This is a genomic window from Phormidesmis sp. 146-33 (assembly GCF_052939515.1).
In genome coordinates this window covers 1-21895 of sequence record NZ_JBJPHU010000016.1, presented here as the reverse complement: position 1 = coordinate 21895, position 21895 = coordinate 1, and the positions used below count along the sequence as shown (strand labels likewise).

Here is a 21895-nt window from a genome sequence, read left to right as displayed (position 1 = left end):
TAATGACTACGACAACGCAAGTTCGAGACTCTGTGACACCCAAGACTCAGAAAGATTTTCTGGTCGTGGATAATGTCTCTAAAATCTATCCCACCCGCGACGGCGGCACCTACACTGTCTTAGAAAATGTCAATCTGACGGTTCAGCAAGGTGAATTTATCTGCGTGATTGGTCACTCAGGCTGCGGCAAAAGTACCTTGCTGAATATGGTCAGTGGCTTTGCTCAACCCACCGATGGCGAAGTCAGACTGCAAGGCAAACCGATTACAAAACCGGGGCCCGATCGCATGGTCGTGTTTCAGGGATATGCGCTGTTGCCCTGGCTGTCGGTGTTTGAGAATGTCTATTTGGCCGTTCATTCGGTCTATCCCGACAAGTCCAAAGCTGAGAAGACGATGATTGTCAAAGATCACCTGGCGATGGTGGGTCTGACCGAAGCGGCGGAGAAAAAGCCTCCCCAAATTTCGGGTGGGATGAAACAACGGGTGGCGATCGCCCGCGCCCTTTCGATTCGCCCTGAAGTGTTGATTCTTGACGAACCGTTTGGCGCATTAGATGCGATTACCAAAGAAGAACTGCAAGAAGAACTGCTGAAGATTTGGAATGAACACCGCTGTACCGTTCTAATGATCACGCACGACATTGACGAAGCGCTGTTTCTCGCCGATCGACTGGTGATGATGACCAACGGGCCAGCCGCTGCAATTGGCGAAGTGTTAGAGATTCCGTTTAAGCGTCCTCGCGATCGGGCCCGCATTATGGAAACACCCGAATACTACAAAGTTCGCAACTATGCGCTTGACTTCCTCTATCATCGTTTTGCCCACGACGACACCGAATAAGTCGCCCTCAGTTTTCTACTCCCCCTAAACAACTGCACGATCGAGGTTTTGTGGCCGCGATCGTGCTTTCTTTTCGGGAACCTCTACGTTAATGGATAGGAGTTTTCAAACGAATAAGACAGATCGTTTATGGGTAACAGTCCATTGATCTCTGACTCTGATCTCTAAATCGAGCGATCGCCTCAGTCCAACCTAAATCTCTCACGGCATCGCCTTCGGAAAAATAGCATCATCAATCACTCGTCCACTCACAGGAACTGAAAGCACCACAGAAGTCGTGACGGCTGCGTGAGGAATAAAGTGATCCACGAGTTGCTCTAGGTGGCTGACAGAAGTAACAACTACCTTAACCAAATAATGATCATTCCCAGTTATGCGGTAGCAAGCCTGCACTTCTGGTGACTCTTGTAGCAACGATCGCACCTCCTGGCAGCGATGCCCAAAGGATTTGATCATCACAAATGCAGCGATCGGTAACCCCAGTTTTTCTAGATCTAATTCTGCTCGATAGCAATTAATGATCCCGGACTCCTCCAAACGTCGAACCCGTTCTGCAACCGCTGGAGAAGACAGTCCTACCCGTTGCCCTAATTCCTTAAACGGAATGCGAGCATCTTCTTGCAGAATTGTGAGAATTCGCCAACTTGTTGCATCTAGAATTTTTTGAGCATTCTGAGTCATAACTTTAAGCTAATAGGATTTAAGCTGATAAGGCGAAACTCAAATAATACCTTTTTATTTTAGGGCTATCTCGCTAAACACGTTAAACCTTACATTCATAAAAGCGTACTAACCCTATAAATTAGATACATCTCATCCTTGAATCTAATTTTCTAATGCCTACCTCAGCCCAAATTTTAGTTTGTCCGGTTACGCCATTTCTGGGTGCTGAAATCGCAGGAGTCGATGCTTCGAGCAAACTTGCACTGGATAGTCTAGCTCGACTCAATCAAGCACTCCTTGAACACCAGTTATTAATTTTACGAGACCAGGTTTTAACAGTTGAGCAACAGATTGCCTTTAGTGCCCAATTTGGTGAATTGGAGAGATTTAGTCCACACCCACATTACGTGAACTATCCTGAGATTTTCCCCGTTTCCAATCGTGAAGAGGATGGCTATTTGAATGTAGGGCACTACTGGCATCATGACGGTTCATTTATGGAACCCCCAACTAGTTTGTCACTGTTTTACTTTCTCAAAGCGCCGCTCAAAGGTGGAGATTTTCTGTTTACGAACATGTACCTTGCCTACGAAACTCTGCCAGAGGCTCTCAAACACCAAGTTGAGCATCTGGAGACAATTCACCAAAACGGGGTTGTTCATGCGCTTGTTCGGAGACATCCCATAACAGGGCGCAAAGCACTCTACATCAACATGGGATTAACAGCAGGCATTGTTGGATTCTCCCGTGAAGAGAGCGTCTGGCTGATTCGAGATTTGAACCGTCATCTAAATCGTCCAGAGTTTGTGTATCGCCACAAGCCTGAAATTGGAGATTTAATGATTTGTGACAACGCCTCTGTTGCCCATTTTGCAACTTATGCAGACTCTCAACATCCCCAACTCCAACGCCGCACAACTGTTTGTGGAACAGCCCAATTTTAGAAGCAATATGCCTCAAGTCTCGACCGAAGAAATATCTTTGATGAGTCTCAGCCGCTTTGAGACTTTCAGTGACGGAGTGTTTGCGATCGCCATGACACTGTTGGTGATTGAAATCAAAGTCCCCAATCTATCGCAGACAACCTCTTCAGAAGCGATCACTGAAATGTTGCATGTCGGATCACATCTTCTCAGCTACGTCACGAGTTTTCTCGTCATTGGAGTTATTTGGCTAAATCACCATGCACTGTTTCACTTGCTTAAGCGTATCGACCGTGCGGCACTGGCAATTAATTTAGTTTTACTGATGTGCATTGCGTTTATTCCCTACTCCACAGCGCTAATTGGAGCTTATGCAAATCTTCAGCCTGTTGTCATGTTTTACGGCTTGTCTTTGATGCTCACAGGTCTGGTGTACAATACGCTGTGGTTTTACGTTGTGCATCAGTATCTTTGGAGACACCCTCACACTCATCGTCGATTTATTCGTCGAGCTTCCTTGTGGAGCGTTGGCTACCCCGTGCTTTACCTGCTTGCATCTCTAATGTCTCTGATCAACACAACTTTGAGTCTGGTTCTGTATATTTTGATTCCACTGTTCTACTTGTTTCCTAGCGCGATCGATCGTCAGGTAAACGGATCACCCGATAAATCGTCTTAGTGGGCTTCTCAAAATTGATTCTAATGAGGACTGCTACACATTTCACCCAAAGCAGGAGAAGCTTTCATGGATTTCAACCACAAGGCATTGCTGAATCACAGTATGAATTCTCCTGGACACCCAATGCTGAGAGGAGTCAGACGTTTCAAAGTCCCCCAGAATGGGGGATTTAGGGGGCGAGAGGACACCCTTTACAGATTCATCCCGCAATTCAGCAACGCCTTATTTCGCTAATTCGGCTTGCTTTTGGGGCTGAGGATCTTCGGGGGGCAAGCCGAGAACGGTGCGATACATCTTGTCGTATTCAACAGCCGACTTGTCCCAGCTAAAGTCTGACTTCATGCCTCGTTGTTGAAGTTCATTCCACTGAGGTTTAAATCGAAATCCTTCCCAGGCTCGTACCAGACAGGTGTAGAGATCTAATGGCTCGTAGCGATCGAAGCAATACCCCGTCCCTGTGTGATTTTCGGGATCGTGATGAAACACGGTATCGACTAAACCACCCGTTCGGCGCACGATCGGCACACAGCCATACCGCAACGCCAACATCTGACTAATGCCACAAGGCTCAAATCGAGAGGGCATCAGGAATCCATCTGACCCGGCATAAATCCGGCGGGCTAATGCATCGTTGTAGAGCAAATAAACAGCCATGCGTCCAGGGTAGCGGCCCGCCAGTTGCCACATTTGAGTTTCGTAATAGCGATCGCCCGTCCCCAATAAAATAAATTGAGAATCGGTGTAAGACATAAAGCGATCGAGAATCTGCAATACCAGATCCAACCCCTTCTGCTCGACCAATCGCGTCACCATGCCTAACAGGAATGCTTTGGAATTAACTTCTAGCCCAACTTCTTCTTGTAGCGTGATTTTGTTGAGCGATCGTTTCTCTAACGTTTCCACACCAAAGGTCTGCGTCAGACTCTTATCTACTTCAGGATTATAAGCCTCAGTATCAATGCCATTGAGAACGCCAGACACCTTGCCGCTAATAAAAGACAGCAGTCCCTCTAGCGTTTCTCCATAGGCGGGAGTTTTGATCTGTTCGGCATAGGTGGGCGACACAGTATTAACCCAATTGGCAAACTGCACCGCTGCCGCCATTGTATTGTGACCCTGCATATACCACGGGCACCAAGTCATCTTTTCTAGCTTCCAGCGCCACGGCCCCTGATACGCCAAATTGTGAATTGTGAACACCGTCGAGATGTCGGGATCTTGGTGCATCCACACCGGAATCATGCCCGTATGCCAATCGTGACAATGGATAATTTGAGGCTTCCAATAGTTCCAGGCAAACTCGGCCGCACCGTTCGCAAAAAAGGTGAACCGCCAATCTTCATCATCTCCGCCATAGACGCGACGCGGATCAAATACGGGATGCCCCATTAAATAGAGCGGTACATCAGAACCCGGTAAAACCGTCTCATAAACTGAGAAGCTTTGAAACATGGCATTCCCTTGCCAGACGGGTTCTTTGGGAATCTTGATTTTGTCAGGCAGAAACCCATAGAGGGGCATGAAAATTCGGACATCGTGGCCCATTGCTCTCAAGACTTTGGGCAACGCACCGACAACATCTCCCATGCCGCCGACCTTGGCGATCGGAGCCACTTCCGCAGCAACAAACAAAATTCGCATGTTAACCCTTGGGGTTCCCCTTAGTTGGCAGTTTTTGAGCAGTCAGCGATTCGCTCTTTTGGCGGTTAGCAATTCGCTAAACTAGCACTGCCATCATACCGAGTTAGGGTACGCTCTAAACGGTTTGGGGCGATCGCATTTTTTGAATGAACTCAGCGTCCAGCCAAGCGTCTTTTTGCGGAGGAAGGGATGGCGATCTCTTTGAGTTCCCGCAAGGGGTCGCGCAGATTATTCGTCGTCGTCTCCACCGTCTGAGTCGCCGTCTTCCAGGAAGGTATAGTAGCCTTTGCGTCCGGGCACGTTTGACCAGTGATTGGCCATTTTTCCTTTAGAGAGTTCGGCAAGGACGATCGGTCGAGCCACTTTGAGCGCATCTTTGCTGATGGTTTTGCCATAGAGCGCGTAGAGAATGTCATTAACGCTAAACTCCTCACCCGCTTCGCTTTGCAAAATCATTTTGATCGCATCTCGAATGGTTTTTCCTTGGTAAGCCCGCAAGACTGAGGTGCGAGGGCTAAAGGTGGAACTGGTCGCCGCTGTATCTTCGACCTTGGCGCGAGGAATCCGTCCGCGTCTACGGGGGGTCGCTTGACCGTTGCTATCACTGACGACTGCCGCAGGGGATGCTGCCGAATCGCCCTTTTGTCCGTCTAGCCGTTTTAAGACTTCGATCGCCGCAGTGGTTTCTTGTAGCTCGGTATCGAGTTGTTGTCTGCGAGTTTCTAAATGTTCAATTAAGGTGGTCATTGATTGCGTAAAACTCATTGTTGGATCTGCTCCTAAAACTGTTGGGTTAACAACCACCCTGTTTCTTCCAATCTTTTCGTTTCTCAGTTCAAACGATCTAATAACCTTGAGCACTTAACAAATTATTGGGTCAAGCTTGATCTGAGTTTGATCTATTTAGATTAAAAACATGGAAGTCTAGGGATTGTGATTGTTTATTGTACATCTGTTATGACATATGGCTAACAGAATTAACTGACCTGTGAGGAATGGATCAAAACTAAATCCTCTCTTTGATCCAGTTTGATGTTGAGTTGAACTCGATCGCTGCCGACAAAATACTAGAGGCGATCAGTTCTCATAGGATTTTGGGCTGGTTGTGGGAACGCTGGGATATAAACTTTTATCGCCAGGATGATGATGAAGCGTTCTGTTTGCCAATTTTTGTTGTCTGTTGGGTCGATCGCTGCGATTGCGGCTCCTCACAGTCCAGGGTTAGCTACCGCGTTACCCATGTTAATCTCAACAGGCGAAGGGGCGTTTAGCCTGACGGTGCCTGACACGAGTACGACAAAATCCGCCTATGGGGGACGATTGCGCCTGTACGATGTGCATGTGGCAAAAATGTTTGAGGTGACTCATTTTATGTGTGCCTCTGGTCAACTGTCTCCGGGCACTACCTGGTCATACACCGCAGGCAACGGTTCGATCGAGATGGGCACTTTTTCCATTAGCTGCAAACTTGCGAATGATATTGCGATCGCTTACGGGTTAGCTCGCAAAGAACCCACCTCGATTTACTTTTTCTACGAAGAGGCAGGCGGCGAAACGAAAACATCCAATATTCCAATTTTGGAAATCACGGGCGGCAAGATCGATCGCTGGATGAGCTTTACCCGCAACTTTAAGCCGACTCGCTAACAATTGAGCAACTTCAGTAGATTGCGATGACTATTTTTAGTGGGTCATTTCTCATAACCTCCCTCTGACTCCCTTTAGAAAGGACGGGAACTCAAAGTCACGCTTAATCAGCAGGATTTGTAGAGATTTAGAGGGAGCGAGATTTGGCGATTAATCAAAAAATGTCGATTTGCGATCTACTGGGTTTGAGGGGTGAGTTGGTCGATCGCTTGCCTTGTCCAGCGATTTAATTTTAGAGAGGAAGCGTTTTGTCTTCTTACTACTGTGTGATGATTGAGACAGTTTTTTTAAAAGGTATTCTGGCAATCTTGACTTGACTAATCCTCTTCTGTAAATTCTTGTGTAATATCAATTCTTTGAATAAACGCGACAAAAGCGGCAAAGAGGGACGTTAGACCGAAGCCATGAATCATGTCTAAAGTCCAAGGTGCAAAGTTCACATCAATTCAGGGAGATGGCAAACAATGGCTGCGATGAACCTCAAGCTTCTTACCCAGATTCCGATCGCCAAGCAGTTGATCAGCACCATTCGACAGATTCGGCCGTCGATTCCTCAACTGGTTGGGCTTTCTTATTATCAAAAGGCTTCTTATTGGGCGCTCGATCGTAACCAATGCCCCTGTGATCTCGAATTAGTTGACTATTTGCAGCGATCGCAGATTCAAAACAAAACCATCTTTCACTTTGGCACGGGTGGTCACCACATTGTCGGGTTAGAAAATCAGAAGCTTGCTCAACCAAATGAGGTCATGGGCATTACGGCATCGGCTCCTGAGCATCGTGCTTACATCCAACTGGTGCTAAAAGACACAACCCTGGCGAAGCACTATAAAGTTTTGTTTGCAGATATTTATACGCTGACTCAAAACACATTACCCACTTTTGATCTGGTATCGCTGTTTCATCTATGCGAATTTTATCTTCCTGAGAATGCTGCTTCAGTTCACCAGACTGACGAATCTCTAGTGCAGTTATTTTTAGACAAGCTTACTCCGGATGGCAAACTCGTCTTTTATACTGGCTCATGGGCGTGGCAGCAAGCAGAACCGATCGTTCGCAAGTTTGAATCAGCCGGAAAAATCAAGCAAATTGATCAATACAAAACTCTGGTGATCTACACTGCCTGTTAGATCTCCGTAAGTTATGAATCGTTGAGATTGAAAGTCTGGAGGTTTTCAGAATTGGAGGGCGAGTTCAGACTATCGTTCACGCCGAATTTTGTCCTTTTCTCTGTAAAAGACCAAAACTCTACCAAAAAAACTCATCAGTACTAGTAAATCGCTTGAGAAAACCAGCAGGTAGCGCATGAGTTTGTGAATCGTAGACTGCGATCGCGGCTCTCTTTTTCTCCACCACAGATTGAATGGATAGCCGTTTGGCTCCGACAATTTCTTTGATCTGCAAATCGAGTAATAAGGGCGCTTTCCAAAAAATCCAGACGGGATATTCTCGAACTGTGGCTTGCAGTCCGACTTGTGTCATAGCCGCCTGCACTAATTGATAAGTGGCTTCGTGATCAGGATGACGATCGCGACGATGTGGAACGTAGACCTCTTTAGGTTGGTAATCACGCAGCAGTTGTACGATGTGATTGATCGTCTGTTGACGGTGCGGTTCTGACAACTGATCAAGCGTGCCGTCTGGTTTGTTTAGAAAATGCACATCTGACTTCTCGACTCCCAAAATTGTCAGGGCTGCGATCGCTTCTTGTTGCCGCAGTTTTATCCGCTGCTCACCAATCACACTCAAATCGGCCCCTCCCGACTGGCCATCGGTCAAAAACACCACGCTCACAGACCCTTTGCACTGTCGCTTGAGCGCAATCATCCCCCCACAGCCCAGCGTTTCATCGTCCTGATGGGGAGAAAACACCATTGCCGATCGCTCATCGATCACGATCGGGTGACTTGTCCAATTCACAATATTAGCCACCAAAAAATTTGAATGAAGCGCTTTGAGTTTGTCTCGCAACGCAAAAGGCTGAATGCTCATGGGGTGTCGTGTCGTTGGATTGGGAACTTTGGACTCTGGACTTTAGATCTTGGACTCTCGACACAGCAGTTCAAGTCTTTGATCTCCCGTCTAAAGTCTAAGGTCTCCGCGCAGTCTAAAAGCCTTTAACGCTTGAGAACTTTGCCACACTGAGAAAACGGGTCACGCTGACAGAGAACCTGTTCATACAGTTGAAGACAGTTAGCGGCGATCGCTGACGCTTCAAAGTGACTTTGTGCAAACTGTTTCGCTCGTTCTGACCACTGGTTTAGACGGGCTTCTGAGCGCAACGCATTTGACAACATGATCGCACTCTGCTCAAGATCGGCAGGCAATACCAGTCCCAAATTGTGATGGTGAAAGAGTTCGGCGATATTTAATGTTTCAGCGATCGCGCAGGGCGTGCCAATACACATCGCTTCTGCGATCGAGATGCCAAACATTTCTTGACGAGACATTTGAATATAGAGCGCTGCTTTTTTGAGAACTTGAATCTTTTCTACCCCAAACACAGGAGGATGAAAATAGACGTTTGTGGGCAAGTCTGCTTTGAGGCGAGCGAGCCATGATTTTGTTTTGGGGTCTTCTGTGCCATAGAGGTGAACTTCAACCTGTGGTAACAGACGCGCTAACTCAATCAAGCGATCGATGCCCTTAACTAACACATCAAATCGCCCTAAATAAACCAGTCGAGTTGCTTGAGAATTCCTTTCCCAGGAAGCTTGACTTAATGTAGAGGTATCGATCGGATTGAGCAGCGAGTGAATTGTGCCCTGATAGCCTGGAATGAATGATCGAATCTCGGCTTCTTCTCGCACCGTGGCGGTTGTGATAGCAGCGGCTCCCCGAAACCTGGCTTTCTCAATTAGCCAATTGTAGAAGTACTTCTTAATCCAACTTCGCCCAAACCGTTGAGATAACACCCGCGCATGGGGCGTGATCACATAGGGAATGCCAATCTGTCGTAGCTGTCTAGCTAAACTGGCTTGTTTATGAATAAAAATAGAGTGAAAATGGACAATATCAGGAGTCTGTAGTTGAAACTCTTGGGAGAGAGCATCTGGCTCATAGTGCCAAAAGTTAGAAGGAAGATAACGAAGATGGAGTTTTGGATTATGGTCAGCGATCGCTTGCGCTGTGCGGTCGGGCTGCTGGTCTAGCACTAGAGTAACGTGATGTCCGAGAGATGCCTGCTCTCTTGCAAGACTCCAAACGGTGTTGTTGCATCCATCTACGGTTGTAATTGAGGGTGAAGCGCCAACGTGCCAAATTTGCATAATCTCAGTCTAGAAGGGTCAAGTTCTTCTAATTCTGCGTTCTCTAATTTTGTGCAGTTATCTTCAATTCTCCTGAGTCTTGAACAGCGCAATGACAGGGAGCAGAGAAGTTTTTAGTAGAGCCACTTTGCTGATCTTTCGGTGATCTAAAGTCACCAGGCAGATACGCAGAACATAAGCCTTACAACATTTGCGCCCTCCTGTAGAGCAGTCTTACTCTAGTCCGCGATCGACAAAAAATAATGTACCCAATGGCGTATTTAAAGTATGCCTGGTGATGTACTCCAGTCGATTCTAACTTTAGTAATTTGTCATTCCCGTTTAGAAGTTAACTGCTTTCAGGTAGTTGATAACTCGCACCCTATTTTTGGATCAAAGCAAACATCTCGCTTACGTTTTCTTTTGGCTTTTTTGCTCAAAAAGATTGGTATTATTGTGATTTCACTAAAATTAATAACCTCAGATTAGTTTATACCAGATTACTCTACAAAAAGTCTAGTGATGCAGGATACAACTCACTCACCTAAAAACAGCCGCTAAGATTGTCGAAGTCCTAATGCTAAACGGTTAATCCTCAACGATCGAGACCAAACGATGTCAAACTCTACTGTCTCACCGTCAGATTCGGAGACTCCCTGCCTGATTATTTTTACGCGCTATCCAGAACCCGGAAAAGCAAAAACTCGTCTGATTCCAGCTTTGGGGCCCCAAGGAGCGGCCGCCTTACATCGACAGATGACCGAGCAAACCTTGACAGAAGTGAGACATTTGCAAACGTTGCGTCCTGTTGCGGTAGAAGTTCGATTTTCTGGGAGCGATCTCTTCGAGTCACCCGCAAGGGGTCGCGATCAAATGCAAGCCTGGTTAGGCAAAGATTTAAGCTATTCTTCTCAGCATTCAGGAGACTTGGGCGATCGTCTCTCTCAAGCATTCCAATCAGCATTCGATCGCAGCGCAAAATCTGTAATCGCCATTGGTACAGACTGTCCTGATTTAGATGCCTCCATTCTCGCGATCGCGTTTGAGAAACTGCAAACTCACGATTTAGTTTTGGGCGCAGCAACCGATGGTGGATACTACTTAATTGGGTTGCGTCACTTTATACCAGATCTATTTGTTGGCATTGCCTGGAGTACTGCGATCGTCCTACAGCAAACGGTTGCGATCGCAGAGAAATTAGGATGTTCGATTGCTTACTTGCCTGTTCTCAGTGATGTCGATCGACCCGAAGATCTCAAGCCAGAACAAAGAGAAACCTGAAAAAATAGAGCAAACCATCGCCAAAAAAGCCTCGCAATTTTAACATCCCAAAAGCCCTGCGCCTTGATTCTCCATGCTCTGTGCAAAAATCTCGATCGTGATTCCGGTTCTAAATGAGGCTAATCAAATCGCTCAAATACTGAAAATTCAACAGCAAGCGAGCGAGATAGAGTTAATCATCGTGGATGGAGGCAGCCGAGATCAGACCGTAGAATTGGCTCACTTGTCAGGGGCGCGAGTGCTGCGATCGACTCCTGGGCGGGCCCATCAAATGAATGTTGGAGCCAACGCCGCTACCGGAAGCATTTTGCTGTTTCTTCACGTCGACACCCGGCTGCCTGCTGGTTTTGACACGATGATTCGTCGGGCGCTCAGTCAACCTGCCACGATCGCGGGAGCCTTTTCGCTCAAAATCGACGCAGATCTCTGGAGTTTGCGTCTGGTGGAATGGGGCGTGAATGGGCGATCTCGCTGGCTACAAATGCCCTACGGCGATCAGGCTATCTTCTTACGCAGCAACACGTTCAAAACGCTAGGCGGATTTCCCAATTTGCCAATTATGGAGGATTTTGAGCTGATGCGACAACTCAGACGATACGGGACGATCGCCCTTCTCCCTGCCGCCGTAATCACTTCAGGACGACGCTGGCAAACTCTGGGCGTTTTGCAAACCACTTTAATGAATCAATGGATAATTCTTGCTTACCTGGTAGGGGTTTCTCCCCAAACAATCGCCCATTGGTATCGGAGCGGACTGAGAAAAAAGTAGAGAACGCCATCAATTAACATTTGAAGTTTCAAAGTGACACTGGCATTTAAAGCGATATCGGTTAGATCTGCTACTAGATTCGCGGTCGATCTTTGAACTCTTCTCTAAGAGCATCGATCCAAAACATTGATATACAGTGAAGAGATATACAGTGAAGATGTTCTAATGAAGCGCGACAAAGACCAAAGACTAAAAACCTCTAAGGCTGCTCAGTCCAAAGTCCCCAGACACCACAACCCCCACTTGTCCTATGGCCGTTCGTAAAGACACCATTTTTGAGCAATATCTCGCCCCGATCGCTCGACTGTTTATCGATGAATCTGCCCTGAGACGATTCTATGAAAGCATCGATTGGCAGTCTGCCAGCGACCAATTTCGCGATCCCCAACTTGCTTATCCCAATTACTACAGCAGCCAACATTTTCACAGCATCGAAGGGGGCTATCTCAACATCAGCGCTGCCGTCTCCTATGATCCGATCACTCAGTACGCCCTGCCGCCTAATGAAACCTGGGTGCGCCAAAGTCTGATCGATAGCATTCAAACTCATCCGCGTCGCATTCTAGATCTCGGCTGTGGGACGGGTTCCACCACGCTGATGCTCAAACAGGCTTTTCCACAAGCCGACGTGATTGGGTTAGAGTTGTCTCCCTACATGCTCGTTGTCGCTGACTACAAAGCCAAACAAGCCGGACTTGAGATCTCTTGGCAACACGGTAAAGCCGAACAAACCCGGTTTCCAGACGGCTCTTTTGATCTGGTGACAGCTTCTCTCCTGTTTCATGAAACGCCACCGATCGTCGCGCAGTCCATTTTGCAGGAAGCCGATCGCTTGCTCACGCCTGGAGGCGAAGTGCTGATTCTGGATGGCAACCAAAAAACGCTGCGTCAAACTGAGTGGCTGACCCAAATCTTTGAAGAACCCTACATTCAATCCTACGCGGCTGGCAATTTGGATGCCTGGATGGAGGCCGCCGGATTTGGTGCGGTGCAAACTCAAGAATTTTGGTGGATTCATCAAGTAACTCGCGGTGTAAAACCGTTACCCAGTGAGCGATTTCAGCCCAAACCATTTACTCAAGAAATCCAAGATGGACAATGGGCAATCAGCTAATTAAAACGTTTTGCACTAGCTCATCCCTCATCCCCATCCCTCATTTCCTGCCGCAACTGCTTCAACATCGAACTGGTGCCCTCTTGCATGGCTTGCTGGACGCGATCGTATATCAGTTGCATGATAGGCAAGTCGGGAAATATAAGACTGGTAGGCGATTCCTGATATTCTCCATCGTTGAGCAGGTTGATCTTAAGCTTGCCTCTGTTGTAGATCCACACCTCTGGTACCTGGATTCCAGCATAAGCTTCTAGTGTGGTTTTTGAGGTGACATCGGCTTCAATGGCTAAGTCGGGCGATGGGTACACGTCCAGATTCATCGACATCATGCACGATCGCACTCGTTTGGCATTTTCTCCGATATAAAAACAGGTGTCGGGTTCGAGTCCGGCTTGCTTTTTCTTGCGTCGAAAGGTCGTTGAGCCAAAATCTTCCCACTCTAAATTTCGAGCATCCAGCAAAATGGTAACGATGCGACCAATGATGCGGTTGGGGCGTTCGTGAGCGGGTAAAGGTGACACAATTTCTAGCACTCCGTTGCTGTAGGCGATGCGGGCACTTCGCTTTTCGCCCAGTTCTTCTAAAATGGCTTCAAATTTCTCCCAGGTAATGTCTGTAATGGTCAAGACGCTGCCGGGTTCAAGCACAATATTTTTGATGGGGACGGTGACTGGCGTTACGATTTGAGTGGTCATGGGTGAAACCTCGATCGCTCGACAAGCTAAAATTCGCAAGCTGGATATCTATACAGGTAATCCTAACGCTTTGGCGATCAGGGGTAATAGAACTTTGGCGGCTTCGGCTAGTTTGGCGGTGTCGGAAAGCGTGGCGATCGTTCCTTTCAAAAAGATCATTGCTTTCTCGCCCAAGTTCTTTTTCTCTGGCTGTTCTGGGTTTTGCCCGACTTCTGCCAGGGTTTTGACTTGTTCCAGAGCGTTCGTTTTGCCTTTTTCTGAGAGTTCAGGATCAGATTCGATCGCCGTTTGCAGTCGCGTTAATAGTTCTTTGATTCCAGGTTCTTCAGTCGTTGTGTTGGGTAATTGATTTAGGGCATTTGTGACAGCACCGCTCATGTTAAGAATGCTGTTTATCATCTGATTGGTTCCAGTGTTGACGAAACTGTTTGCGCCTGTGTTGATGCCTTGATTTTTGTTGTCTGTCATGGTGTTGTCGTTTCCTGTAACGATCGTGAGGTTAGAAAGTAGATTTCCCAGATTTGTGTTTTGAGCCAGCGTCAGAGCGAGATGATTTAATTCCTGGTTATGGCGTTTCTCAGATTCTAATAATTCAGCGTTCTTTTGTGCTTCTAATTTTGCTTGATAAGCGGTATCAAAAGTATGTTCTAGTTTGCCTTTATCGGTTCCTTCTGAAATCTGAAGTGTGACCAAAACATCGTTGCCTTTTTTCTCGATCGCTTGCACTGAGTCAGGCGAGATATCAGGATTTTCTTGCATCAATTTCTGAAAGGCAACGGCAAAAGCTTCTGGATTTACGCCATTTCTCAGCAAAAGTTGCATCGTGGTCATAATTTTGGCGTAGAGTTTCTCAAAGTCTCCGGGCTGAAACACTTTGTCTGGGTCGTGGGGGCGACGTTCTCGGCTGCCGATCGCGTTGGGCTGCTCTAGCAAAAACACATATTGGCAATCGACTTGATCGAGCTTCGTCGTGTGGTCAATGTTCCACGATTCGAGGCAAGCTCCGGTGAGACAGGCCTGGCTAAAGTCAGCGCCTACAGCAAGGGCTTGGGTCAAGTTTGCGTGGTTGAGATTGGCACCTTTGAGATTGGCGTTAGAGAGATCAGCATTCGCATAAGATTTTTTGTAGCCGTTGCGTGTGGTTAACAATTTACGGACATCAGAATTTGCAAGAATTGAAGTTCCAAGTCGGGCACGATCGAGCTTCGTAGCCCCTGACCAACAGACTTGATGTAAAACGGTTCGTTTTTGCCGAGTGTGGTTGAAGTTGGTGCTTTTGAGAATGGCTTGGGTGAAGTCTGCATCGGTGAGGTCAGCCCCACAGAAAGAAGTGCCCCCGATCGCGCCGAGTGTGATGGCGATCGTCCGAATCAAGGCAAATTTTTCATCACTTTTCAAAGCTCGCCAAGCGATATATGCGCTCAGTAACGTGAAAGCGACACCGATAGCACAAGCGTTAGCAACACCGGCAGCATCAGCGTTAGCAACACCGACAGCGCCAGCACCAGCGATACCGACAGCGATAATACTAGCGACAGCGACAGCGACAATACCACTGACAGCACCAGCGATACCGACAGCACCAGCGACACCGATAATACCAGCAAAAGCGTCAGAGCTATTGACAGCGCCAGCGAAAGCAACAGCGCCAGCAACAGCAACAGCGCCAGTGCCAGCGATGAGAACAAATCCCAAGGCTGCTTCTATGCCCTGACGAATCGTAAGAGTAAAGAAGACGATGTATATCAGGAATATAATGCCACCAGCAATAGGATTAAAATTATCACCAGTAAGATGAGTACGAGGAACGAAATAATAAGTTGCCAAATATCCGGCGACATCTGAGAAGAGTCCTGAGAAAGCAGATAGCAACCATGAAAGAATCACCAAACTGACTGCCCAGCGCTTTTGCAGTCCTGCTTTTGCATTCGTAAAATTTGCCTCCCGCAAAATCGCGTTCGCGACGGTTGCCCCTCTGATGTCTGCGTGCGAAAAATTTGCTCCCGTCAGATTTCGCCCTCCAAAGTTACGTCCTCGCAGATTTTGACCAGAGAAATCCATAGGAGAGAGGGCTAAGTGAGTTTACGCACTCAGTATAGAAAAATAAAGACAAATCCGGTAGCTTTTCCTCGAATAGGAGCAAGAGACAAGAGGTTTGAGCCGATCGCTTCTCTCAGACTGGTAAAGTGAGGGTAGCCTTTCTCATCCGCAACGGTTTCATGGTTCTCAAAGCTGTTCTGTTCGATTTTAATGGCGTAATTATCAACGATGAGCCACTTCACGAGAAGCTAATCGAACAGATTTTAGTGGAGGAGAATCTGCGTCCCAGACCCGGCGAATTCAGAGAAATCTGTCTGGGGCGAAGCGATCGCGCCTGCTTAACTGATCTGCTTGCCAGTCGCGGCAGAGTCGTCACCGAGGAATACCTCAATCAACTGATCGCCCGCAAAGCCAAAGCCTACCTTCAGCAGATTGCAGCGCTAGAAAAACTCCCGACCTATCCAGGGCTAGAGGATCTGATTTTTAGCCTAAAAGCAACACCCTGCAAACTGGCGATCGTCAGTGGAGCTATTCGTAGCGAAATTGAATCCGTTCTGACTCGCCTGCAACTTAACCAAAACTTTTCGCTCATCGTTTCTGGAGACGACCTGACCGCCAGCAAGCCCGAACCCGACGGCTACCAACTCGCCGTCGATCGCCTTAATCAGCAGTTTCCCGATCTCAGCTTACAGCCTTCTGAATGTCTGGCAATCGAAGACACCTTTGCCGGAATTGCCGCTGCCAAACGAGCCGGAATCTCAGTCGTCGGAGTTGCCAACAGTTACCCCTTCCACATGCTCCAGCGTTGCGCCAACTGGACGGTTGATTATCTTTCTGACTTAGAACTCGATCGCGTGCAGCAAGTTTACAGCAGCTTAGATGCCAGTTGATAAATGCTAAAATGGCTAGGTGAGGGGAGTTAGCTCAGTTGGTAGAGCGCTGCGATCGCACCGCAGAGGTCAGGGGTTCGATTCCCCTATTCTCCATTGCTATTCTTGAGCAGACATAGTGCCTGTTCCTTTTGATAAGAATAAACTCCCCCAAATATAGATGAATTCTCTGGTTAAAAAGCAACTAATGGAGGTGGGCGGTGTTTTGTTGTCACTCCAATAATTTTCTAGAAGGATTGACATTAGAGCACCTGCCTCTTTCAAAGCATACGACTTCGCTATCTAAAGTTTTAGTTGGTAATTATTCTCAAGGAACTGAATCATGAATGACCCCAAGAAACCTTTAAGCGACCTTACTTCTCATCCTGACCCAATCACGGGTGAACCGGGTGCCCATCCTGTAGAGACCGGACTCGGTGCTGCTGGTGCAGGGACAATTGGAACGATCGTGGGGGGTGCCGTTGGGGGCCCGATCGGAGCAGTCGTAGGAGCCGCGATCGGAGCGATCGGTGGCGGGCTACTAGGCAAGGAAACGGCTGAGGTCATTGATGCCAGCCTCGAACACGAACACTGGCGCGCTCATCACACTTCTCGCCCTTATATTGAGGCGGGTCGAACCTTTGATGATTACGCCCCCGCTTATCAAACTGGCTACGAGGCGTTCTCTCGACATGGCAACACCGGAAAAACCTTTGACGAGATCGAACCTGAGTTACGAAGCGAATATGGGGAAACTCATGGGAAGACAGGGTTAGCTTGGGATAAAGTAAAGCCCGCTGCTCAAGATGCCTATCGAAAGCTCTATGAAGAACGTGTCGGTAAGCGGCACCCTCTTTAATTTGCACAAATAAGGATCACGAACTAAATAACTTCGTAGGTTGGGTTGAAGCATGAAACCCAACACCCCAGCAATTGTTGGGTTTCGCAAGGCTCTACCCAACCTACAGAAGTCGATGTTATTTAGTTTTCGTTCCTAAGTAGGTAGGTCAAATTAAATATAAAGATGGCTTCGCCTAAAACCCTTGCACAGTTTGAAAACCATCTTCAATTCAATTGTGCCTATCTACTTATGTGCCTATCTACTTAGCAGTTTTCTTGTTTTTGATGGCTCTCCTGATGTTACGACCATAAGCTAACTAATGAATCTTGAACTCTTTATTTAGTAAGGTTTCTAGATCGATTTTTCTGAGGAAGCTATTGGTAACTCTCTTTTTTCACTAAAACACTAAAAGTCCAGGAGAGTCCTGCGTTTTAACTCGCGCAAGCAGATTTTGTTCACGTAGCCCCCCTTGATTCATTGGGCTTATTTAATTCACTCAGAGGCTGGCTTCATACTTCAATTTTCAAATCACAGGTCTCAATTTACTGAAGCGCTTGGCGCTGGCTAATGAGTGCTTGATAAGCGGCGGTAAAGTCAGCCATTGTGATTTGAATGTTGGATGGATTAGTAAATCCCTGGGCACGGTATCGACGAATCGCCTGTAGAGCAGCTTGATTGCTAAGAAGTGCCAGGTCTGCGCCATTCCAGCCTTCTGTCTGGGCAGCAAGATTATTAAGATCCATTTCAAATAAAGGACGATCGCCATTGTGAACCTGCAAAATCGCCAACCGACTGGTTTCATCAGGTAAATCTACTTTGAGTTGCAGATCCAATCGACCTGCTCTCATCAAAGCGGTGTCGATCGCATCTGGTCGATTAGTCGCGCCAATTAATAGAACATTGGGACAGGCTTGCAGTCCATCTAATTCGGTAAGCAACTGACCGACGACGCGATCGCTTACTCCCGAATCCCCGTTAAACTTTCCACGAGCAGGAGCCAGCGTATCAATCTCATCGATAAAGATGACACAGGGAGACGCTTGCCGAGCCTTTGCAAACAATTCTCGAACTTCCTGTTCTGCTACCCCGACCCAACGGCTGAGAAGTTCGGGCCCGTTGACCGCGATAAAATTGGCTCTCGCTTGAGACGCAACGGCTTTGGCCAAGAGCGTTTTACCCGTTCCAGGTGGCCCCCAAAGGAGAATGCCACGGGGCGCTTTTGCGCCTGTTTGTTGATACAGTTCGGGGTAGAGCAATGCGCCCTCAACAGATTCTTGTAAAGTACGCTTGATGAGTTCTAATCCGCCAATTTCGCTCCAGGCAAGGTTTGGTGACTCGATTTCGACCGATCGCAACACCGATGGCTTGATTTCTCTCAGGGCATGTAAGAAGTCCGCTTGTTCCACCGTCATCACATCGGGTAATGGCTCCTTCAGCGAACCAACCTGCCGCCGTAATGCGGTATACGCTGCTTTTTGACAAACGGCTTTCAAGTCCGCACCGACCATTCCAACTGTCAGGTCAGCGATCGCGCCCAGTTCCACTGATTCACTCAGAGGCATAGCACGAGTCAAAATGGTGAGAATTTCTAAGCGTCCGTCGCGATCGGGAACTCGATATTGCACTTCTCGATCAAACCTTCCCGGACGACGCAGCGCAGGATCGAGGTGATCAGGGCGATTGGTCGCGGCTAAAACAATCACGCCTTTGGTCTTGGCAAACCCATCCATCAAACTCAACAACTGAGCCACAACGCGCTTTTCGACTTCGCCTTCGACCTTACTGCGATCGGGCGCAAGACTATCAATCTCATCGATGAAAATTACGCAGGGAGCAGACTTCGCCGCCTTCTCAAAAACGCCTCTCAGACGAGTCTCGGCTTCTCCATAGTATTTGCCCATGATTTCGGGGCCGGCGATCGCGATGTAGCTCACGCCCAAATCTTCTGCCAATGCACGAGCGGTCAGGGTTTTCCCGGTTCCGGGCGGGCCGACGAGCAAAACGCCTCGAATCGGTTCTAATCCCAATTTTGCCAACAGATCAGGACGCTTGAGCGGAATCTCGACCAACTCACGAAGCTCTCGCAAAATTTCTCCCAATCCACCCACATCTTTAAGAGAGGCTGGAGAACTGACCATCTCCTCCAAAGGTGTTGAAGTTTCGTTTGTGGGATGACTGGGAGGGCGGACTCGGCTGACTCCTGTTGGAATATTGCCCTGACGAGGAATGCTGCCGAGATTGCGGCTAATCTGAATGTCTGCTTTCAGTTCTCCTTTCTCTGCTTTCTCCTCCAAAATTTTGGCGAGTTCTAATAATTGCTCAAATCCCTTAAACAAATCACTCATTGGCTCACCGTCGCTACTTGAGACAGAATTTTTTTGCGATCGCAGCCCTCCCCAATCGATTGGGAAAACTACAGCCACAGTGTTCCCACAAACAGTTCCGCATCGTCAACGCAAAACTCCCCTATGAATCAGTTTGACTCTTTGAATCTCGCAATGTTTAGCGGCAAGGGCGGTGTTGGCAAAACCACGATCGCCTGTGGATTTGCACGCAGATGGGCCCAGCAGTTTCCCAATGAGCAAATTCTTCTCTTATCTACCGATCCGGCTCACTCCCTGGGCGATGTGCTGCAACTGCCGATTAGCAATACAGCCGTTTCGCGACAAGATTTACCCAATCTGACCATTAGAGCCTTGGACGCGCCAACCCTTTTAGAAGAATTCAGAACCTCCTATGGCAAAGTGCTGGAGTTGCTGATCGAGCGGGGTAGTTTTGTGCAAAAAGAAGACCTGTCACCCATCTGGGATTTAAGTTGGCCGGGACTAGATGAACTGATGGGCATTTTAGAAATTCAGCGTCTGCTACGAGATCAGCAGGTCGATCGCATCGTTCTCGACATGGCTCCCAGCGGTCACACTTTAAACTTATTCAGTTTGATGGACTTTTTAGACGAATTCCTATTTGCGTTAGAACTCTTTCAAGAAAAACATCATGTCATCAGTCAAAGCTTTACAGGAAGGTACACCGCAGACGAAGCCGATCGCTTTTTGATCGAGATGAGATCTGATTTAGCCAACGGACGACAGTTACTCCAGGACAAAACGCAGACGGCTTGTTTGGTGGTGGCGATCGCTGAGTGGATGAGCCTTTTAGAAACCAAGCGATTTTTGGACGCGCTCAAACTGCTACACATTCCCTTTGGTGGGCTTTTCATCAACCACATCTTGCCCGTTGCCAGCAATCTCGATCAGTTCAGCGAACAACAGCACCTGATCACAAAATTCTTTGACCTAGCGGAATCCGAACCGATCGTCCTCTCCTTTCAGCAGCCTGTTGAACCTGTGGGAGATCAAGCCCTCGATCGGCTAATTAGCCAAATTCAGCCAGCCCAGGTCAAAATTCTCCAGTTAGAATCGCAGCCCACTCATTTTTCTCAACGCCTTTCACCAGGGTTTAGTGACTTCATCACCGAAGGCCGCAAGCTGATTTTAGTTGGCGGCAAAGGAGGGGTGGGCAAAACGACGGTAGCAGCGGCGATCGCATGGGGCATGGCCCAACGACATCCTGATCAAAACATTCGAGTGATCTCGATCGATCCGGCTCACTCTCTGGGAGACGCGCTGGGTACTCAACTAGAACACGCCTCCACACCCCTCACGACTCACTTAAGCGGACAAGAAATCGACTCAAAACAAGTTCTAGAGCAGTTTCGCGAAGAATATCTGTGGGAGCTTGCCGAAATGATGAGTGGCGAGTCTAGCACCTCCGACAGCAGCCTAAAAATCGCCTACAGTCCCGAAGCTTGGCGCAGAATCGTCTCTCAGGCGCTCCCTGGCATCGATGAAATGCTCTCACTCATTACAGTGATGGAACTGCTGGAGTCCAAAGAACAGGACTTGATTGTTCTAGACACGGCTCCTACAGGCCACTTACTGCGTTTCTTAGAAATGCCGACAGCGCTGGGCGATTGGTTGTCCTGGATCTTCAAATTATGGATCAAATATCAAGACGTGCTGGGACGGACAGAATTTATGAATCGGTTACGGAGTCTGCGTCAGCGGGTCATCCAAACCCAAAAGAAACTGCTCAATCCCCAACACACTGAATTTATCGGTGTCTTTCAGAATCAGTCCGCCATCCTCGCCGAAACTGAGAGACTGACCGCATCCTTAATCAAGCTGAAAATCACTCAACGCTACCTGGTCAACAACCGCGCTGAGACAGTCGATCAGAATTTAATCAAACGGTTTCCCAAACAAGCGATCGTCCATTTACCCCAATTACCCCGCTCGATCGCGCCAGTAGAACAGATTTCAGGAGTCGCCAATTTACTATTCTCAGCCTGAAGTTACTCACGACCTGGCAAGCTCGGACTTCTTCAAATGTGAACTTTCATAAAAGGAGGGACGATCGTAGCTCCTATCCAAAACAGCCTACAGCCCTGATGAGGGACTGTTTTCGGGGTAGCTCTTAAGGCAACACCCAGTGACCTTTCTACAAACATTGTGAAAACTCTTTACAAAGCTTAAGAAATGCCCTAATGTATGAGGTGTGGAAAACACCACAACATACATCTCAAAAATCAGTAATTATTCACCATGACGACAACACTACAGAGACGCGAAAGCGCCAACCTGTGG

20 protein-coding genes, 1 tRNA gene and 1 pseudogene are annotated in these 21895 nt (G+C 47.8%); 12 read left to right on the top strand and 10 right to left on the bottom strand.

The genetic code is table 11. The features are described from left to right. The first annotated feature begins 2 nt into the window (after positions 1-2). Positions 3-842 carry a nitrate ABC transporter ATP-binding protein gene (locus ACJ2PR_RS08930; RefSeq protein ID WP_446856446.1) on the top strand — a complete coding sequence of 280 codons (840 nt, stop codon included), beginning with the start codon at positions 3-5 and terminating at the stop codon, positions 840-842. 201 nt (positions 843-1043) lie between these two features. Here ACJ2PR_RS08930 and ACJ2PR_RS08925 read toward each other — a convergent pair whose 3' ends face one another. Continuing rightward, on the bottom strand, positions 1044-1523 hold the full coding sequence (locus ACJ2PR_RS08925) for an Lrp/AsnC family transcriptional regulator (protein WP_446876767.1): 480 nt from the start codon (positions 1521-1523) through the stop codon (positions 1044-1046). 155 nt (positions 1524-1678) lie between these two features. On the opposite strand from ACJ2PR_RS08925, the gene ACJ2PR_RS08920 reads away from it, so the two are divergent. Together ACJ2PR_RS08920 and ACJ2PR_RS08915 are read left to right on the top strand one after the other, a co-directional pair. After that, positions 1679-2449, top strand: coding sequence for a TauD/TfdA dioxygenase family protein (locus tag ACJ2PR_RS08920; RefSeq protein WP_446876766.1), 771 nt, complete (start codon positions 1679-1681; stop codon positions 2447-2449). Further along, on the top strand, positions 2385-3107 hold the full coding sequence (locus ACJ2PR_RS08915) for a TMEM175 family protein (protein ID WP_446876765.1): 723 nt from the start codon (positions 2385-2387) through the stop codon (positions 3105-3107). Before ACJ2PR_RS08920 ends, ACJ2PR_RS08915 begins: the two co-directional genes overlap by 65 nt. A gap of 222 nt (positions 3108-3329) precedes the next feature. On the opposite strand, the gene glgA is transcribed toward ACJ2PR_RS08915, so the two are convergent. After that, entirely contained in the window at positions 3330-4748 is a 1419-nt protein-coding gene (gene glgA, locus ACJ2PR_RS08910) for a glycogen synthase GlgA (RefSeq protein ID WP_446876764.1), read from the bottom strand. Positions 4749-4976: 228 nt separating this feature from the next. Then, positions 4977-5513 (bottom strand): hypothetical protein, encoded by a 537-nt coding sequence (locus ACJ2PR_RS08905; protein ID WP_446876763.1) that lies wholly within the window; start codon positions 5511-5513, stop codon positions 4977-4979. A 381-nt stretch (positions 5514-5894) separates the two neighbouring features. Between ACJ2PR_RS08905 and ACJ2PR_RS08900 the strand changes: the two genes are divergently transcribed. Then, positions 5895-6395, top strand: coding sequence for a hypothetical protein (locus ACJ2PR_RS08900; protein WP_446856443.1), 501 nt, complete (start codon positions 5895-5897; stop codon positions 6393-6395). Between the two features lie 464 nt (positions 6396-6859). Continuing rightward, the gene (locus ACJ2PR_RS08895; protein ID WP_446876762.1) at positions 6860-7525 is read left to right on the top strand and encodes a hypothetical protein; all 666 of its coding nucleotides are present in this window, start codon (positions 6860-6862) and stop codon (positions 7523-7525) included. A gap of 118 nt (positions 7526-7643) precedes the next feature. Here ACJ2PR_RS08895 and ACJ2PR_RS08890 read toward each other — a convergent pair whose 3' ends face one another. Together ACJ2PR_RS08890 and ACJ2PR_RS08885 are read right to left on the bottom strand one after the other, a co-directional pair. Then, a complete protein-coding gene (locus ACJ2PR_RS08890) occupies positions 7644-8387 on the bottom strand; it encodes a PIG-L deacetylase family protein (protein ID WP_446876761.1) in 744 nt (247 codons plus the stop codon). A 125-nt stretch (positions 8388-8512) separates the two neighbouring features. Further along, entirely contained in the window at positions 8513-9664 is a 1152-nt protein-coding gene (locus ACJ2PR_RS08885) for a glycosyltransferase family 4 protein (protein ID WP_446876760.1), read from the bottom strand. Positions 9665-10258: 594 nt separating this feature from the next. Between ACJ2PR_RS08885 and ACJ2PR_RS08880 the strand changes: the two genes are divergently transcribed. The 3 genes from ACJ2PR_RS08880 (at position 10259) to ACJ2PR_RS08870 (ending at position 12807) form a co-directional block, all read left to right on the top strand. Beyond that, entirely contained in the window at positions 10259-10924 is a 666-nt protein-coding gene (locus tag ACJ2PR_RS08880; protein WP_446876759.1) for a TIGR04282 family arsenosugar biosynthesis glycosyltransferase, read from the top strand. Between the two features lie 73 nt (positions 10925-10997). After that, positions 10998-11693 (top strand): TIGR04283 family arsenosugar biosynthesis glycosyltransferase, encoded by a 696-nt coding sequence (locus ACJ2PR_RS08875; RefSeq protein ID WP_446876758.1) that lies wholly within the window; start codon positions 10998-11000, stop codon positions 11691-11693. Positions 11694-11943: 250 nt separating this feature from the next. Continuing rightward, a complete protein-coding gene (locus ACJ2PR_RS08870) occupies positions 11944-12807 on the top strand; it encodes a class I SAM-dependent methyltransferase (RefSeq protein WP_446876757.1) in 864 nt (287 codons plus the stop codon). A gap of 20 nt (positions 12808-12827) precedes the next feature. Here ACJ2PR_RS08870 and ACJ2PR_RS08865 read toward each other — a convergent pair whose 3' ends face one another. From ACJ2PR_RS08865 to ACJ2PR_RS08850, 4 genes and pseudogenes are all read right to left on the bottom strand, one after another. Beyond that, positions 12828-13502 carry a Uma2 family endonuclease gene (locus tag ACJ2PR_RS08865; protein ID WP_446876756.1) on the bottom strand — a complete coding sequence of 225 codons (675 nt, stop codon included), beginning with the start codon at positions 13500-13502 and terminating at the stop codon, positions 12828-12830. 48 nt (positions 13503-13550) lie between these two features. Beyond that, positions 13551-14900 (bottom strand): pentapeptide repeat-containing protein, encoded by a 1350-nt coding sequence (locus ACJ2PR_RS08860; protein WP_446876802.1) that lies wholly within the window; start codon positions 14898-14900, stop codon positions 13551-13553. Between the two features lie 23 nt (positions 14901-14923). After that, complete coding sequence (locus ACJ2PR_RS08855) at positions 14924-15190, bottom strand: hypothetical protein (protein ID WP_446876804.1); 267 nt, start codon at positions 15188-15190, stop codon at positions 14924-14926. A 244-nt stretch (positions 15191-15434) separates the two neighbouring features. Next, positions 15435-15563 (bottom strand): annotated as a pseudogene (locus ACJ2PR_RS08850) (pentapeptide repeat-containing protein); the annotation flags it as partial. 158 nt (positions 15564-15721) lie between these two features. On the opposite strand from ACJ2PR_RS08850, the gene ACJ2PR_RS08845 reads away from it, so the two are divergent. From ACJ2PR_RS08845 to ACJ2PR_RS08835, 3 genes are all read left to right on the top strand, one after another. Further along, positions 15722-16432, top strand: coding sequence for an HAD family hydrolase (locus ACJ2PR_RS08845; protein ID WP_446856434.1), 711 nt, complete (start codon positions 15722-15724; stop codon positions 16430-16432). Between the two features lie 23 nt (positions 16433-16455). After that, positions 16456-16528, top strand: a tRNA-Ala gene (locus tag ACJ2PR_RS08840). A gap of 226 nt (positions 16529-16754) precedes the next feature. Then, positions 16755-17270 (top strand): hypothetical protein, encoded by a 516-nt coding sequence (locus ACJ2PR_RS08835; RefSeq protein WP_446856433.1) that lies wholly within the window; start codon positions 16755-16757, stop codon positions 17268-17270. A gap of 524 nt (positions 17271-17794) precedes the next feature. Here ACJ2PR_RS08835 and ACJ2PR_RS08830 read toward each other — a convergent pair. Continuing rightward, on the bottom strand, positions 17795-19675 hold the full coding sequence (locus ACJ2PR_RS08830; RefSeq protein ID WP_446876755.1) for an AAA family ATPase: 1881 nt from the start codon (positions 19673-19675) through the stop codon (positions 17795-17797). A 45-nt stretch (positions 19676-19720) separates the two neighbouring features. Here ACJ2PR_RS08830 and ACJ2PR_RS08825 point away from each other — a divergent pair, with 45 nt between their 5' ends. Beyond that, positions 19721-21601 (top strand): ArsA family ATPase, encoded by a 1881-nt coding sequence (locus ACJ2PR_RS08825; RefSeq protein ID WP_446876754.1) that lies wholly within the window; start codon positions 19721-19723, stop codon positions 21599-21601. Positions 21602-21895 lie beyond the last annotated feature (294 nt).